Genomic DNA, 14,831 nt, shown 5'->3' with positions numbered 1-14,831 from the left:
CTATGTTGGCTGCCAGGGAACACGAGTTCATTGCCTTGCACACTCAGCATTTCACTCGCGTTTATCACTACATCGCATACCGCATTAACGACCAGACCCGCGCGGAAGAGCTTGCCGCCGACGTTTTCCGGATTGCCTGGGAAAAACGGTCCGACGAGCCGCCCGGCATCGGCTGGCTGATCGCCACGGCCAGGAATGTTCTCGGCAACGAGTACAAGGGCCGCCGCCGTCGGCAGCAACTGATCGAACGGCTGGAAGAGGAAGCCCGTACGCGGGGAACTGCTGCGGACGACGGGCAGCGCGCCGCCGTTGCCGAAGTGCTCATGAGCCTCAATGACCGGGACCGGGAGGTCCTCATGCTCAGCTACTGGGACGACCTCACCACCGGCGAATTATCCGAGAGCCTGGAATGCTCTCCTTCGGCCGCCGCCGTCAGGCTGCACCGGGCCAGGAAGGCCTTCGCGAAAGCCGCACCCGCGCACCTCATGACAGAACGGAAGGGCTAACCATGGACCGCATCGAGCAGCTCATGAAGGATGCCAAACCACGCGTAGGAGACCCCAAGGCAACTCAGGGATTCGACGCGGCAGGTTCGGCCGTGTTCTCCACGGATCCGAACGTCGTCTCCTTGGCGGGGCGCAAGCCTGCACGCCGCACCGCCGTTCGGGCAGCTGCCGCCACCGTCCTGGCCGCCGCAGCCGTCGCTGGTGCCGTGATTGTCGGCGGCAACCTCGTACCGCAACCGGTGCCTGCTCCTGCTCAGACTGGCACTCCGACGGTGACGGCGGCCCCGACTCCGACATCCTCCGCCGTTCCGACTGCGACCGGAAGCGCACCGGCCGCGCTGAGCAGCAACGGAGTGGAGTGCACGCTCGCCAACATCGACCAGCAGCGCAACGACCAGGAACACGCCATCAAACCGATTCCCGCCGACGAGCAGAAGTACTACACGGTGCTGGGTTGCGCGGACGGCTGGCTCGCGTACGCCATCTCCGATGACGGAGTCCGTGCTCTGCAGCTTGACGGCGGCAACGCCTGGTTCCTGATTGCCAAGCTTGAGAATGGCCGCTTCCTCACGGACTTCAAGCAGCAGTGGTCCAGCGTCTTCAACTGGAAGTTCCAGACGCTGAACAACGACGTCGCGCAGAACGGCCAGCAGGTCACCCCGCAGCAGGCCATGGACAAGGAGTTCACGGACAAGGGAATTCCGGTTGAACTGCGTCCGCAGCTGGTGGGCGAGGGTCCGACTTCTGCCGACACCGGAGGCACGACTTTCCAGCAGGCCTCCCAGGGGCATGTTGTGACATTCGAGCATCCTGCCGCCTTCGCGGTCCGGCCCGGAACTGCCGGCCCGGCTGACGGATCGCTGGCCCTGATGGTCGAGGACGGCTTTGGGACGCGTGTTGCGAGCCTGGCATTTGGCGCGCCGGCGGCTGCTGACTTTGAAATCTCCTGCGGACCGCAGGGCGGGTTTGAAATCCTTGAATCGGTCCCCCTTCAAGGAATTCCCGATCCGTCGGCCAGGATGGTCTACGGGGTCTTCAAGGGCGAACAGTTGCACGGGGCGCTGCTGGTGGCCCATGTCCAAGCCGCGGGTGAGCAAACATGCGCCCTCACTCCGGTCCGGGTGGACGGTCTGGCGCTGAATTTTGATACCGGTCTTGCCCAGCCGAGTGAAGCCGGCGCGATTGACTTGAGGTTCGACAACCTTGAAGTGGCAAGAGGTTGGATTGCCAGCGCGGAGTACCACCAGATTGCCACCGTGCTGGCGACCCTGCAGGTAGCACCGGGGCAAAGCTGACAGCACAGCGGGTGTCCTCCCGTTAGGCTGAGTCAATGAGCGCAGCCCTCGTTACCCTTTGCTTCCTGCTCCGCGACGGCGTCGCGGGGCAGGAAGTCTTGCTTGGCCGGAAGAAGACGGGGTTCGGCGTCGGAAAGGTCGTTGGCGTGGGCGGACACGTCGAAGCGGGGGAACGGGCTCCGGAAGCCGCCTGCCGGGAGGTCCAGGAAGAAATCCATGTCCATGTGGCCGAGCACGACCTGGTCACTGCCGGCACCGTGGACTTTGTGTTTCCGGCGAGACCGGAATGGAATATGTTCACCACCGTCTACCTCAGCGAACGCTGGGCCGGGGAACCGCGTGAGAGCGAGGAGATCGCTCCGCAATGGTATCCCGTGCAGAAACTTCCGGTGCAGCACATGTGGGCAGACGCCGAACACTGGCTCCCGGCCATGATTTCCGGCGAGCGCATCGCTGTGAGGGTCGTCCTCGCCGCGGACAACGAGAACGTCGCAGAGGTCCACAGCGAGGCATGGTCCCGGTTGCCGTAGGCAGGTGTTCGATGAGACTGCTTTCGTCTCACTCCGCCTGCATAAAGATTTTTGAACCGGATGTAACGGCACCACCGCCTGCCGGAAACTACACAGTTAGCCTGCAGATCAGGGCACTACTTACTAGGGGGACATCGTGCTTTCTGAGCGCGAACTGGCGTTCATCGCCCTTCACAAAGACAACTATCCGCGCGTGTACTCGTACATCCAGCGCCGAGTCAATGATCGCGAGCTCGCCCAGGAGCTGGCGGCCGATGTCTTTCGGGTGGTCTGGCAGAAACCGCAGGCCACAGGTCCGGTGGAAATTGCCCGGCTGCTGACGATCGCCCGCAACCTGGTGGGCAACGCCTACCGGGCCAGGGACCGGCAGCAGGCGCTCCATGAGAAGCTCCGCCTGACCGGGGCGTCGCCGTCGAACAGCAGCGACGAGGGCTCCACCGTGGACGATGCCATGGCGGCACTCCGCGACAAGGACCGGGACATCCTGCAGCTGGCGTACTGGGACGGGCTGACCATGGCAGAAATAGCCGGCGTGCTGCAATGCAGCGAATCGGCCGCCAAAGTCCGGCTGCACCGGGCACGGGCGGCCTTCCGAAAGCATCTGCCGGCCCACTCTGAATCGATCACACAGAAAATGGGTGCATAACCATGGATCCGATCAAGAACCTGATCGCAGGCACGGACCCGCTCCACTCCGATCCTTTCGGTGTCCCCGACGGTGAAACCGAGCTGCGCCGGATGCTGTCTGAACCGGCCGCCTTTAGCGACAACGTCGCCACCGGGGTGGCTTCCCTGGATGACGCCCGACGGCGGCGCCGCGCCAAGGTTGCAGCACTGCTGACGATCGCGGTGGCGGCCGTCGCCGCCGGCGTCCTGGTGGCCGGAAACCTCGGCGCACTGACTTCGGCCCCCGAACCCGCCAGCACAGTGGCGGCGGCCACGGAAACCGCCACTGCGACGCCGACGACATCTGCCACCGCCACGCCCACGCCGACTCCTACGCCCACTGCCACACCCAGTGCGGCGCCTGCCGCCTGGACGAAATTTACCGACGCCACCGGCCAGGCGACGTTCGAGCACCCTGTGGGCTGGACCGTGACGGAGGAACCCCAGACCATCCAAGGGGCCGGCTACAACGTTATTGGCGTCAACAATTCTGCTGGCAAGAAGGTAGCGACCCTGGACCTGATTTACGACCGTGCGGCTGGCTACACCTGCCCCGTCCCCAAGCCCTACAACACCCTCGACGCGGTGGCCTTGGACATTCCCCAAAAGGCGGCGAAGCTGAAGGAACTTCCACGTGGTCCATCAGAGTTCGTGTTCCGGGTCATTCAGTCCGACAAAGTTTACGGAAGCATGGCCTTGAATGACGCTGAACTGGCTCCCGGAACCACGACCTGTGTCCTCTACAACAGCATCCTGGGACCCGAAGACACTCCCACTGTCAGCTTCGGGGATACCTGGTCCCTGCAACAGGATGGCAAGGACGCTCCACTGACGTTCGGCTCCGTGGCCGAAGCCGAGGCCTACATGCAGACCCAGGAGTACCGGGACATGAAGCGGATGCTGATCTCCCTGGAACTGCGGCCCGTCAAGAAGCCGGTGGAGTGGAAGAGCTACACCAGCGGCAACGGACTGGGCAGTTTTGAGTACCCCGACAACTGGACCATCGCAGGCCGGGAAGATGGCCGCTACTCGGATGTCGTCAACGACCAGGGCCGGACGCTGCTCACCCTCGGCTTCAACCAGACCCGGAACATGCCGAACCTCATTTCTCCGTGCACGCCCTTCACTGTCCTGGACAGCGCACCGATGTCCTTCCCGAGCAACCGCCAAGGTGAGCGCGCCATCCCGCCGCAGTTCATTTTCCGGGTTTGGGATGTGACATATTTCGCCCGTGACTCAGCGCCCTTCGTCGCCAACCTCGGCATTGCTGATGAGAGCTGGGGCGTGGACGGCACCACCTGCGACCCGCAGAATGTGGTGAGCGGTCTCCCATCAGGAGAGTACTTCTTCGCCCAGAACTACAACAGCGGCGCCGCGACGGACCTGAAGTTCTATTCAATGGACGAGGCGCGGGCCTACATGGAATCCGAAGAATTCAAGACGCTCAAGCGCATCGTCATGTCCCTGAAGATCCACGGCTAAGAGGCCCGAGTACGACGGCGGGGCCGGTCACCTAAGGTGGCCGGCCCCGCCGTCGTAGTTCCGGGAACGCAAGGACTATGAAAGGTGCCGTTCCTCCTCGCCGTTGTATTCGCTCAACGGACGGATCAGGGAGTTCGAGTCCAACTGCTCCATGATGTGCGCGGTCCAGCCGGTGATGCGGCTGGCGACGAACAGGGGAGTGAACGTTGCTGTGTCGAAGCCCATGAGGTGGTAGGTGGGGCCGGTGGGGTAGTCGAGGTTCGGCTTGATGCCCTTGGCCTCGTCCATGGCGGTCTCCAGCCCGCTGTACAGACCCAGTAGCTCGGGACGGCCGTAGTGCGCGATCATCTTGTCCAGCGCGGCCTTCATGGTGGGGACCCGCGAGTCGCCGTGCTTGTAAACCCGGTGGCCGAAGCCCATGACCTTCTTCTTCTGGGCCAGGGCGTCTTCCATCCAGGTCTTCGCCCGCGCTGCCGCGTCCTCGAGGGACTCTTCGGGACGGATGCCGATCTCATCGAAGGTGTGCATCACTGCCTCGTTGGCACCGCCATGGAGCGCACCCTTGAGCGCGCCGATGGCACCGGTCACGGCCGAATGCAGGTCCGCGAGCGTGGACGTGATCACACGGGCCGTGAAAGTCGAAGCGTTGAAGGAGTGCTCAGCGTACAGAATCATGGACACGTTGAAAGCCTCGACGACTTCCGGAACCTGCTCCTCGCCAAAAGTCATCCAGAGGAAGTTGGCCGAATAGTCCAGATCCTCGCGGGGCTGCACGGGCTCCTGGCCCCGCCGGCGGCGCTGGTCGTACGCCACCACTGCCGGCATGGCCGCGAAGAGATCAATGGCCTTCTTCATGTTGGCCTCGCGCGATGAATCCTCGGCAAGCTCGTGCCGTGCCCCCATGACCGAGGCCGCCGTCCGGCACACATCCATGGGATGGGCGCTGGTGGGCAGCGCGTCGATGACCTGCTTGACCACCGGATCCAGCGGCCGGCCCGCCCGTTCCCGTGCCGTGAACGCGGCCAGCTGCTCCGCGGTGGGCAGCTCGCCGTTCCAGAGCAGGTAGGCCACTTCCTCGAAACTGCACCGGGCGGCGAGTTCCTGGACAGGGTAGCCGCGGTACAGCAGAGAGTTGGTGTCGGAATTGACCTTGGACACCGCGGTGTAGTCCACCACGACGCCGGCGAGGCCCTTTTTGATCTCATTTTCAGCCATGCTGAAACTCCTTCGTTCCTTATGCTGCGTGCCGGCCGAGGCCGGAAATCCTGGATGGTTGGACGGTCAGTTGGTGCCGGGAATCTTGAAATTGAAGACTCCGGTGTCGAAGCGGTTGTAGGCTTCGTAGTCCACGAGGTCGTACAGCCGCGCACGGGTCAGCATGCTCCTTACCTGTGCCTCCTGGGTGCCGTCGGACCTAATCGATTCCAGAGTACGCTCCGCGGCGCCCATGGCACTACGGAGCAGCGTGACGGGGTAGATGACCATGTTCACGCCGACTGCCTGGAGCTGGTCCACGGTGAAGAGGTCGCTCTTCCCGAATTCAGTCATGTTGGCCAGGATCGGCACGTCCACGGCGTCGCGGATAGCCTGGAACTCGCTGAGGTCCTTCATGGCTTCCGGGAAAATCGCGTCGGCCCCGGCCTCAACCAGCGCCCTGGCACGTTCCTGCGCCGCTTCGAGCCCCTCGGTGGCGCGGATGTCGGTGCGGGCCATGATCAGGAAGTTGGGGTCACGGCGGGCGTCGGCTGCGGCCCGGATGCGTTTGGTGGCAGTGTCCAGGTCCACCACGTTTTTGCCGTCCAGGTGGCCGCAGCGTTTGGGGTTGAACTGGTCCTCGATGTGGAGCCCGGCCAGGCCGGCGTTTTCGATTTCCTGGACGCTGCGCGCCACGTTCATCGGCTCGCCGAAGCCCGTGTCGGCGTCGACGATCGCCGGCAGGTCGGTCATGCGGGCGATCTGCCCGGCCCGGGTGGCCACCTCGGTGAGTGTGGTCAGGCCGATGTCCGGCAGGCCGAGGTCGTTGGCGAGGACGGCGCCGGAAATGTAGACGCCGGCGAAGCCCTTTTCTTCGATGAGCCGCGCCGAGAGGGGGTTGAACGCGCCGGGGAACTGGGCGATGGTCCCGGAGGCCAGGAGCTCGCGGAACCGGATCCGCTTTTGTTCCGGCGTGACCTTGGAGTACAGCATCTAGAACAGCCCCTTGGGTGCGGCGCCGAAGTCGATGACGCCGGGAGCGGCGGTGATGTTGAGCTGGTCCAGCTCGCCGGCGGCAAGTTCGGGGAGACGGGCCGCGGCGTCGAGGAACCGTTCGATCTCGGCTTCTTCGACCAGTCCGGCGGCCAGGGTGCGGAACTTGTTCACATATTGTTCGCGGGCGAACGGCCGGGCGCCGAGGGGGTGGGCATCGGCTACGGCGATTTCGTCGGTGATGACGGTGCCGTCGGTGAGCGTGATTTCCACGGAGCCGCCGAAGGCCTTCTCGGCGATGTCGAGGGAGTGGTAGCGCCGGGTCCATTCCGGGTCCTCGACCGTGCTGACCTTGTGCCAGAGTTCCACGGTGTCCGGCCGTGCGGCGCGCTCGGGGGAGTAGGAGTCCACGTGGTGCCAGGCGCCGTCCTGCAGCGCGACGGTGAAGATGTACGGGATGGAGTGGTCCAGGGTTTCACGGCTGGCGGTGGGGCTGTACTTCTGGGGGTCGTTCGCGCCCGAGCCGATCACGTAGTGCGTGTGGTGGCTGGTCTTGATCAGCACCGATTTCACGTTGGCCGGATCGGTGACCTCGGGGTGCGCGCCGTGGAGCTTGCGGGCGAGGTCGATCCAGGCCTGCGCCTGGTATTCGGCGGAGTGTTCCTTGGTGTAGGTGTCCAGGATGGCGCGCTTGGCCTCACCGGGCGTGGGCAGCGGAACCATGTAGGACGCGTCCGGGCCGTCCAGCATCCAGGCGATCACGCCGTCTTCGCCTTCGTAGATCGGTACCGGGGAGGTCTGTCCGCGCATGGCACGGTCCACGGCTTCGACGGCCATCTTGCCGGCGAACGCCGGGGCGTGCGCCTTCCAGGTGGAGATCTCGCCCTTGCGCGACTGCCGGGTGGCGGTGGTGGTGTGCAGGGCCTGGCCGACGGACTGGAAGATGGTCTCGGCGTCGAGCCCCAGCAGCGTGCCGATCCCGGCTGCGGCGGAGGGGCCGAGGTGGGCCACGTGGTCGATCTTGTGCTTGTGCAGGCAGATGGCCTTGACCAGGTTCACCTGGATCTCGTAGCCCGTGGCGATGCCTCGGATCAGGTCCTGCCCGCTGGAACCGGCGTGCTGGGCAACGGCCAGGATCGGCGGGATATTGTCGCCCGGGTGGGAGTAATCGGCAGCGAGGAACGTGTCGTGGTAGTCCAGTTCACGGACCGCCACACCGTTGGCCCACGCCGCCCACTCCGGGGAGACGCGTTCGCCGATGCCGAAGACCTTCGATCCCTTTCCGCCCGTGGTGGGTCCGTGAGTGAGGGCCTGGGCGCGGGCCGCTACGATGGGGGCGCGGTTCAGCGAGGCGATGGCCACCGAGGCGTTGTCGATCACGCGGTTGATCACCATGTCCGTGACCTCGTCCGTGACGGCGACGGGATCCGTGGCAACCTTGGCGATCTTGAAGGCGAGCTGGTCCTCGCGGGGCAGGTTTTCCTCGCTCTTGTAAACGCGGACGTGGTGTTCCTTAACCATGGTGCTCCTTGTGATGAGGTGTATGCGTGGCTTTGACGTGGGAGAGACTTCGGTGCAGATGCAGGATGGTGGCCGCTTCGGCCAGCCTGGGATTGCCGGCGGCGATCGCTTCGGCAATCGCGGCGTGCTCGGCCGCCGCGGCAGTGAGCCGCTGGGCGTCGTCGGCGGCCAGTCGGCGGATCCGGACCAGGTGCACGCGCAGGCCGCGCATTGCCTGGGCCAGGTAGGAGTTTGAGATCGCCGCGTCGATCGCTGCGTCGAGGCGGCCGGCGAGCTCGTAGTAGGCGTGCCGGCCGGGAGCGCTGCCGTTGATCAACTCCGGGGCATGCAGCAGTTCGGTCAGCAGATGCTCAAACGTTGCCGCGTCGCCGCGTTCGGCGGCCAGCGCGGCCGCCTTGCCTTCGAGGGTTTCACGGAGTTCGAAGAGCTCGTCAATATCGTCGAGTGAAATATCGGTGACGACGACGCCGCGGCTGCCCGCCGTCGTCGTCAGGCCTTCCGCCGTGAGCCGGCCCAGCGCCTCCCGGAGGGGAGTGCGTGAGACGCCAAGGCGCTCGGATTGCTCGACTTCGGCGAGTACCGTGCCGGGCAGCAGCCGCCATTCGATAATGTCATCGCGCAACGCCGCATAGGCTCTGTCGCTGGCGCGCATCCACACCTCCTTTCGGTGGTTGACCTCCTTCAGTGTATACACAGAGCACCAATCTGCCCAGCATGTGAGGAGAACCGGCGAAAAATGTTCTGGATTTGTATACACGCTCCTTGTGCGTCCTGTCCGGCCCGGACTACCATGGGCACCATCACAACGTCGTGGACGGGATGCATTTCATGGTTGGTAAGAGCTATCAGGACAACTACGCCCGGAGCCTGGCAGAGCCCGATGACTTCTGGCTCGGCGCTGCCGCAAAGATCTCCTGGACGGAGCCGCCGCGTCAGGCCCTGGATGCAGGCAGGGCACCGCTTTACGGCTGGTTTCCGGACGGCGTCCTGAACACTTCCTACAACGCCCTCGACCGCCATGTGGAGGCGGGGCGGGGAGACCAGGACGCGCTGATCTACGATTCCGCCATGCTCGGGGTCCAGCAGCGGTTCAGCTACGCGGAGCTCACAGGGCTCGTGGCACGCTTTGCAGGAGTGCTCCGCGGGCGCGGCGTGGGTAAGGGAGACCGGGTGGTGATCTATATGCCCATGATCCCCGAAGCCGCCATCGCGATGCTGGCGACGGCACGGCTTGGCGCTGTCCATTCGGTGGTCTTCGGCGGATTCGCGCCCAAGGAGCTGGCTGCCCGCATCCGTGACGCTGATCCCGCCGTAGTCGTCACGGCATCAGGCGGACTCGAGCCCTCGCGCCGGATAGAATACCTTCCCGCCGTTGAGGAAGCCCTCCGCCTGGCCGGCACTCCGGAGCTCCCGGTGATTGTCAGGGCCCGGGACGGGTTTTCCCCTGCAGCCCCAGGGTGGCTGGACTGGGAAACCGAGATGGCTGGCGCGGCGCCGGCAGCGCCCGTCGACGTCAAAGCCACGGACCCGCTGTACATCCTCTACACCTCCGGGACCACAGGGACTCCCAAGGGAGTGGTGCGGGACAACGGCGGTCATGCGGTGGCGCTCAGCTGGACCCTGGAAAACGTCTACGACATCGGTCCGGGGGATGTCATGTGGACCGCCTCCGACGTCGGCTGGGTGGTGGGCCACTCCTACATCGTTTACGGCCCGCTGCTGGCCGGCGCCACCACCGTCCTCTATGAGGGCAAGCCTGTCGGCACTCCGGACGCCGGCGCGTTCTGGCGCGTGATCCAGGATCACCGCGTCAACGTCCTGTTCACCGCGCCCACCGCGCTGCGCGCGATCCGGAAGGCCGACCCGGAGGCGAAACTCCTGGCGGAATACGACATCTCCAGCCTGCGCTCCTTGTTCGCCGCGGGGGAGCGGCTGGACACTGATACTTTCCATTGGGCGTCGCAGGCCTTGAACGTTCCCGTGGTGGACCACTGGTGGCAGACGGAAACGGGCTGGGCCATCTGCGCCAACCCGCGCGGACTCGAGGAGCTGCCCATCAAGGCGGGCTCCCCGAGCGTTCCGATGCCGGGGTTCAAGCTGAGGATCGTTGACGGCCTAGGGCAGGACGTCGAAACCGGGACCGAAGGAAACATTGTGCTCGGGCTGCCGTTGCCGCCCGGAACGCTGACCACCCTCTGGGGCAATGACGAGCGCTATATCTCCTCCTACCTGCAGGCATTCGAGGGCTGCTACGCCACCGGCGATTCCGGCTACCGCGACGAAGACGGCTACGTGTTCGTCATGGGCCGGACGGACGACATCATCAACGTGGCGGGGCACCGGCTCTCGACCGGTGCGATGGAGCAGGTCATCGGACAGCACCCGGCGGTTGCCGAGTGCGCGGTGATCGGCCTCGCGGATCCGCTGAAGGGCCAGCGGCCAAGCGGCTACGTGGTGCTCAAGTCGGGAGTGGAGGTGCCGGAGGAGACTCTGGTGAAGGAGTTGGTCGCGCTGGTCCGGCGGGACATCGGAGCCGTTGCGGACTTCAAGCACGTCGCAGTGGTGGAGGCCCTGCCCAAGACACGTTCGGGAAAGATCCTCCGCAAGACGATGCGGCAGATTGCCGACGGCGAGGAGTACACGGTGCCGTCAACGATCGAGGACGCCGGTGTGATCGACCAGCTGATCGGGACCCTTCGCCCGGTCGACCGGCGGTAGTCAGCTCCGGCTCCAGCGGTATTCGTTCTCCGGCCTGCCCGGCGCGCCGTAGCGGGCCGTCCGGGAGACGGTACCGGCGTCGGCCAGGTACTCGAGGTACCGCCGGGCCGTCACGCGGGACATCCCGAGCGCGTCCATCACCTCCGTGGCGGAAACTGCGTCGGCCTGCTGCTTCATAAACTCCTGCACGGCGTCGAGGGTCGACGTCGACAGGCCCTTGGGAAGCGGCAGCTCGGTGGGTGCCCGCAGGCTGGCAAAAGCCTGATCGACGTCGCTCTGCGACGCCCCTGACTTTGTCCCGCCCGATCCGGCGGCGAGCTGGTCACGGAACTGCCGGTAGCTGGTCAGCTTGTCGGCAAAGCTGGCGTAGGTGAAGGGCTTGATGAGGTACTGGACAACCCCGATGGACACCGCGCTGCGCACGATGGTCAGCTCCCGCACGGCGGTAATGGCAATGATGTCCGCCAGCAGGCCTGAGGCCCGCATCCGCCGGGCAATGTCCAGGCCGTGGAGGTCGGGGAGGTTCATGTCCAGCAGGACCAGCTCCACGGGTTTTCCGGCAGCCGCGAATTCCGTCAGCAGGCGCAGCGCGGACTGGCCGTCAGGAGCTGTGCCTGCCAGGGAGAATCCCGGGAGCCTGCCCACATAGGCGCCGTGCGCTGCCGCGGCTACAGGTTCGTCCTCGACGACGAGGACCCGGATATCGCTCATGAAGTCTCCTTGGTGGTGCCGGGGGCCGTGCCTGTAGTGGTGCCGGTGGCTGCGCGTGGCGCGTCGGGCGCGCCCGACGCGCTCGCGGCAGGGAGGAAAACGTGGAAATGCGCCCCCCGGGGATTGGTAATGGTCATGGTCCCGCCGAGCCGGTGGACGGCCTGCCGCACCAGTGCCAGGCCAAGCCCCCGTCCATGCGGCCCGGCAGTCTTGGTGCTGAAACCGTACCGGAACACGTCCTCCACCGCGTCGGGATCGATTCCCCGTCCGGAGTCCTCCACGGTGATGTCCACGCCCCGGGCAGTGGATTCAACCGACAGTTCGACCCACTTGGGGGCCGGCGCGTCAGCTGCTGCGTCAATGGCATTGTCCAGCAGGTTGCCAACAATGGTCACCAGGTCCTGGACCGCCACCCCGGCCGTGCCGGCTGTGCTGCTCGCCTGCAGGCCCAGTTCAACGCCGCGCTCATGGGCTTCCGCTGCCTTGCCCATCAGGAGCGCACTGAGAACAGGTTCTTCCAGGGAGCCCACCATTTCATCCGTGAACTGCTGGCTGAGCTCCAGGTCCTTGGTGGCGAAGTCCAGGGCTTCGTCCGCCCGGCCCAGTTCCATCAGCGAAACGATGGTGTGAAGCCGGTTTGCGTGCTCATGGGTCTGGGCCCGTAAAGCGTCCGAAAGAGTGCGCATCGTTTCCAGCTCGCTGCCCAGGGACTCGATCTCCGTCCGGTCACGGATGGTTGCCACCGTGCCGAACACCGCCGGGCGCTGCCGCCCGGCTGACGATTGCGGACCCACCGCGGGCCCCTGATTAATCACCAGGACCCTGGGCCCGGCCACATGGATTTCATCGTGGGCGGTCCGGCCCGAGATAAACAGCTCCTTCAGGCTGGGCGCCAGGGCCAGGTCGCCCAGCAGGGCGGCGTCGCCGGGGCCGCCTCCGGCAACGCGCGGCGTCAGCTCCAGGAGTTCAGCGGCCTGGTCGTTGTACATCACCACCCGGCCCTTCGGATCGATGAGGATGACACCCTCGCGGACGGAATGCAGGACGGACTCGTAGTAGGCAAAAAGCTGCGCGAGCTGCTCCGGGCCCCAGCCCCTGGTGACCCTGCGGAGGTAGCGGCCCAGCAGCCATGAAGCCGTGGACCCGCCGACCAACAATGCCATGCCGATGGCCAGCAAAGCCGGCAAGCGGCCCGAAAAGGCCACATCAAGTGTCCTCACGGTGACCCCGGCGGCTACCAGCGCCTTGACGTTGCCGCCCGCGTCCTTGACCGGTGCGATGGTACGCACGGAGGGCCCCAGGGTCCCGGCCGTGACTTCGGTGAACACCTCGCCGCGGAGCGCCGGTTCGATCGTGCCGATATAGGGCTTGCCGAGTTCCTCGTTCCGCGGGTGCGTCCACCGGGTCCGGTCCGGCGCCATGATGGTCACAAAGTCCGCGCCGGCTCCCGCCATCACCCGAAGGGCATACGGCTGCAGCACGGCCGACGGGTCCGGCCCCCCGGCCGCCTGGAGCACCAGGGGATTGGCGGCGATGGCAGCAGCCACTCCGGCCATCCGCCGTCCCGCTTCTTCGTAGGCGCGGTCCCGGGCGTCGATGAAGGTGGCAGTTCCGACGATCGCAATGAAGGCCACCACTATCAGCAGGTTGGCCACGAACAGCCTGCGGGCGATGCTCCAGCGGTGGATCATTCCTACCTCCCGTGACCAATATGAACGCAACGGTGAGCCAGGTCACGCCATGCCCAATGATGGATATCACACCGGACGGACGTGAAGAGCCCAGAGACTGTGCCGCAACGTCTTCCAGATTATCCATAAGGAGACACATCATGGCTTCTCAACGAGGAGAGTCAGCCGCGCCGGCCAAGGCCGCACGCAAAGGGCTGGACAAATCCCACTACCTCTACATCGCCGTCATCGTCGCCGTCATCCTGGGCGCAGCAGTAGGACTGCTGTTCCCTGAGGTCGGCAAATCGCTCAAGCCCCTCGGCGACGGATTCATCAAGCTGATCAAGATGATGATCGCACCCATCATCTTCTGCACCATCGTGTTGGGCATCGGTTCCATTGCGAAGGCAGCAACGGTCGGCAAAGTGGGCGGCCTGGCTCTCGGCTACTTCGTGATCATGTCAACTTTCGCCCTGGCCATCGGCCTTGTGGTCGGTAACATCATCCACCCGGGCGAGGGCCTGAAGCTGGCGCCGTACGATCCCAACAAGAAGGCTGCCACGGACAGCACCGTTGACTTCCTGCTGGGAATCATTCCCGGGGACATTCCCGTCCTGCCCACGCTCCTTGCCGCCATCCTCGTCGGTTTCGCGCTGCAGAAGATGGGCACCCAGGGTGCTCCCATCCTCAAGGCCATCGGTTACGGCCAGGCAGTTGTGTTCAGGATCCTCATCATGATCATGTGGCTGGCTCCGGTGGGTGCATTCGGTGCCATCGCAGCGGTCGTAGGCGCCACCGGTTTCGCCGCAATCGTGAGCATGTTCACCCTGATGATTGCCTTCTACATCACCTGCGCCCTGTTCATCGTGGTCATCCTGGGCGGTCTGCTGCAGGTTGTGGCCGGCGTCAACATCTTCCGGCTCATGAGGTACCTGGCCCGCGAATACCTCCTGATCTTCTCCACGTCTTCCTCCGAAGCAGCCCTGCCGCGACTGATCGCCAAGATGGAGCACCTGGGTGTCTCAAAGCCGGTTGTCGGCGTCACGGTTCCCACCGGTTACTCCTTCAACCTGGACGGCACGGCCATCTACCTGACCATGGCGTCCCTGTTCGTGGCCAACGCCATGGGCACTCCGCTCGACCTGGGCGCGCAGGTATCACTCCTGATCTTCATGATCATTGCCTCCAAGGGCGCCGCGGGCGTCACCGGCGCCGGCCTGGCCACGCTCGCTGCCGGCCTGCAGGCCCACAAGCCCGAACTGCTCGGCGGCGTCGGCATGATCGTCGGCATCGACCGCTTCATGTCGGAGGCCCGTGCCCTGACCAACTTCACCGGCAACGCCGTGGCAACGGTCCTGATCGGCACCTGGGTCAAGGAGATCGACGGCGGACAGGTGGAACGCGTACTGTCCGGCGAAGAGCCCTTCGACGAGCAGACCATGGTCGCCCACCACCATGTGGAGCAGGAAGCCCCGGCCCAGGCGGCGCCCGCACGCGCCTAACCCGAGGCTCCACCCCAGTACAGCAGCGCAAAAAACCGCCCGT

At 65.1% G+C, this 14,831-nt stretch carries 13 protein-coding genes; 7 read left to right on the top strand and 6 right to left on the bottom strand.

Annotated features, from left to right (window positions below; genetic code table 11):
• Positions 1 to 2 precede the first annotated feature (2 nt).
• The 5 genes from J7I92_RS21575 (at position 3) to J7I92_RS21555 (ending at position 4,479) form a co-directional block, all read left to right on the top strand.
• The gene (locus J7I92_RS21575) at positions 3 to 506 is read left to right on the top strand and encodes an RNA polymerase sigma factor (protein WP_214843835.1); all 504 of its coding nucleotides are present in this window, start codon (positions 3 to 5) and stop codon (positions 504 to 506) included.
• 2 nt (positions 507 to 508) lie between these two features.
• Positions 509 to 1,801, top strand: a complete 1,293-nt coding sequence (locus tag J7I92_RS21570) for a hypothetical protein (protein ID WP_214843834.1) — start codon at positions 509 to 511, stop codon at positions 1,799 to 1,801.
• 35 nt (positions 1,802 to 1,836) lie between these two features.
• Positions 1,837 to 2,331 (top strand): 8-oxo-dGTP diphosphatase, encoded by a 495-nt coding sequence (locus tag J7I92_RS21565; RefSeq protein WP_214843833.1) that lies wholly within the window; start codon positions 1,837 to 1,839, stop codon positions 2,329 to 2,331.
• A 136-nt stretch (positions 2,332 to 2,467) separates the two neighbouring features.
• Positions 2,468 to 2,977: an RNA polymerase sigma factor gene (locus tag J7I92_RS21560; RefSeq protein WP_214843832.1), complete on the top strand. Its 510-nt coding sequence runs from the start codon at positions 2,468 to 2,470 to the stop codon at positions 2,975 to 2,977.
• 2 nt (positions 2,978 to 2,979) lie between these two features.
• Entirely contained in the window at positions 2,980 to 4,479 is a 1,500-nt protein-coding gene (locus tag J7I92_RS21555; RefSeq protein ID WP_214843831.1) for a hypothetical protein, read from the top strand.
• A gap of 75 nt (positions 4,480 to 4,554) precedes the next feature.
• Here the strand turns inward: J7I92_RS21555 and J7I92_RS21550 are convergent, their stop codons facing one another.
• From J7I92_RS21550 to J7I92_RS21535, 4 genes are all read right to left on the bottom strand, one after another.
• Complete coding sequence (locus tag J7I92_RS21550) at positions 4,555 to 5,694, bottom strand: bifunctional 2-methylcitrate synthase/citrate synthase (protein WP_214843830.1); 1,140 nt, start codon at positions 5,692 to 5,694, stop codon at positions 4,555 to 4,557.
• Positions 5,695 to 5,760: 66 nt separating this feature from the next.
• On the bottom strand, positions 5,761 to 6,666 hold the full coding sequence (gene prpB, locus J7I92_RS21545; RefSeq protein WP_214843829.1) for a methylisocitrate lyase: 906 nt from the start codon (positions 6,664 to 6,666) through the stop codon (positions 5,761 to 5,763).
• Entirely contained in the window at positions 6,667 to 8,187 is a 1,521-nt protein-coding gene (locus tag J7I92_RS21540) for an MmgE/PrpD family protein (protein WP_214843828.1), read from the bottom strand. It abuts the gene before it with no gap.
• Positions 8,180 to 8,839 carry a GntR family transcriptional regulator gene (locus J7I92_RS21535; RefSeq protein ID WP_214843827.1) on the bottom strand — a complete coding sequence of 220 codons (660 nt, stop codon included), beginning with the start codon at positions 8,837 to 8,839 and terminating at the stop codon, positions 8,180 to 8,182. Before J7I92_RS21535 ends, J7I92_RS21540 begins: the two co-directional genes overlap by 8 nt.
• Before the next feature lie 176 nt (positions 8,840 to 9,015).
• Between J7I92_RS21535 and J7I92_RS21530 the strand changes: the two genes are divergently transcribed.
• Complete coding sequence (locus tag J7I92_RS21530) at positions 9,016 to 10,905, top strand: AMP-binding protein (protein WP_214843852.1); 1,890 nt, start codon at positions 9,016 to 9,018, stop codon at positions 10,903 to 10,905.
• On the opposite strand, the gene J7I92_RS21525 is transcribed toward J7I92_RS21530, so the two are convergent.
• Complete coding sequence (locus J7I92_RS21525; protein ID WP_214843825.1) at positions 10,906 to 11,616, bottom strand: response regulator; 711 nt, start codon at positions 11,614 to 11,616, stop codon at positions 10,906 to 10,908. It lies immediately after the preceding gene.
• The gene (locus J7I92_RS21520) at positions 11,613 to 13,307 is read right to left on the bottom strand and encodes a sensor histidine kinase (protein ID WP_214843822.1); all 1,695 of its coding nucleotides are present in this window, start codon (positions 13,305 to 13,307) and stop codon (positions 11,613 to 11,615) included. Before J7I92_RS21520 ends, J7I92_RS21525 begins: the two co-directional genes overlap by 4 nt.
• A gap of 140 nt (positions 13,308 to 13,447) precedes the next feature.
• Here J7I92_RS21520 and J7I92_RS21515 point away from each other — a divergent pair, with 140 nt between their 5' ends.
• The gene (locus J7I92_RS21515; RefSeq protein ID WP_214843821.1) at positions 13,448 to 14,788 is read left to right on the top strand and encodes a cation:dicarboxylate symporter family transporter; all 1,341 of its coding nucleotides are present in this window, start codon (positions 13,448 to 13,450) and stop codon (positions 14,786 to 14,788) included.
• The last annotated feature ends 43 nt before the right edge of the window (positions 14,789 to 14,831 follow it).

Source organism: Arthrobacter sp. ISL-72 (assembly GCF_018613755.1).
GTDB lineage: Bacteria > Actinomycetota > Actinomycetes > Actinomycetales > Micrococcaceae > Arthrobacter.
Note: the sequence above shows the minus strand (reverse complement) of the source record. Positions and strands in the feature narration are given on the sequence as shown.

Excerpts from the sequence above, each read along its gene's own strand:
- J7I92_RS21530 (WP_214843852.1), top strand. The coding sequence starts at position 9,016 with ATGGTTGGTAAGAGCTATCAGGACAACTACGCCCGGAGCCTGGCAGAG.
- J7I92_RS21575 (WP_214843835.1), top strand. The coding sequence starts at position 3 with ATGTTGGCTGCCAGGGAACACGAGTTCATTGCCTTGCACACTCAGCAT.
- J7I92_RS21525 (WP_214843825.1), bottom strand. The coding sequence starts at position 11,616 with ATGAGCGATATCCGGGTCCTCGTCGTCGAGGACGAACCTGTAGCCGCG.
- J7I92_RS21520 (WP_214843822.1), bottom strand. The coding sequence starts at position 13,307 with ATGATCCACCGCTGGAGCATCGCCCGCAGGCTGTTCGTGGCCAACCTG.
- J7I92_RS21515 (WP_214843821.1), top strand. The coding sequence starts at position 13,448 with ATGGCTTCTCAACGAGGAGAGTCAGCCGCGCCGGCCAAGGCCGCACGC.
- J7I92_RS21570 (WP_214843834.1), top strand. The coding sequence starts at position 509 with ATGGACCGCATCGAGCAGCTCATGAAGGATGCCAAACCACGCGTAGGA.
- prpB (WP_214843829.1), bottom strand. The coding sequence starts at position 6,666 with ATGCTGTACTCCAAGGTCACGCCGGAACAAAAGCGGATCCGGTTCCGC.
- J7I92_RS21550 (WP_214843830.1), bottom strand. The coding sequence starts at position 5,694 with ATGGCTGAAAATGAGATCAAAAAGGGCCTCGCCGGCGTCGTGGTGGAC.
- J7I92_RS21540 (WP_214843828.1), bottom strand. The coding sequence starts at position 8,187 with ATGGTTAAGGAACACCACGTCCGCGTTTACAAGAGCGAGGAAAACCTG.
- J7I92_RS21535 (WP_214843827.1), bottom strand. The coding sequence starts at position 8,839 with ATGCGCGCCAGCGACAGAGCCTATGCGGCGTTGCGCGATGACATTATC.
- J7I92_RS21555 (WP_214843831.1), top strand. The coding sequence starts at position 2,980 with ATGGATCCGATCAAGAACCTGATCGCAGGCACGGACCCGCTCCACTCC.
- J7I92_RS21565 (WP_214843833.1), top strand. The coding sequence starts at position 1,837 with ATGAGCGCAGCCCTCGTTACCCTTTGCTTCCTGCTCCGCGACGGCGTC.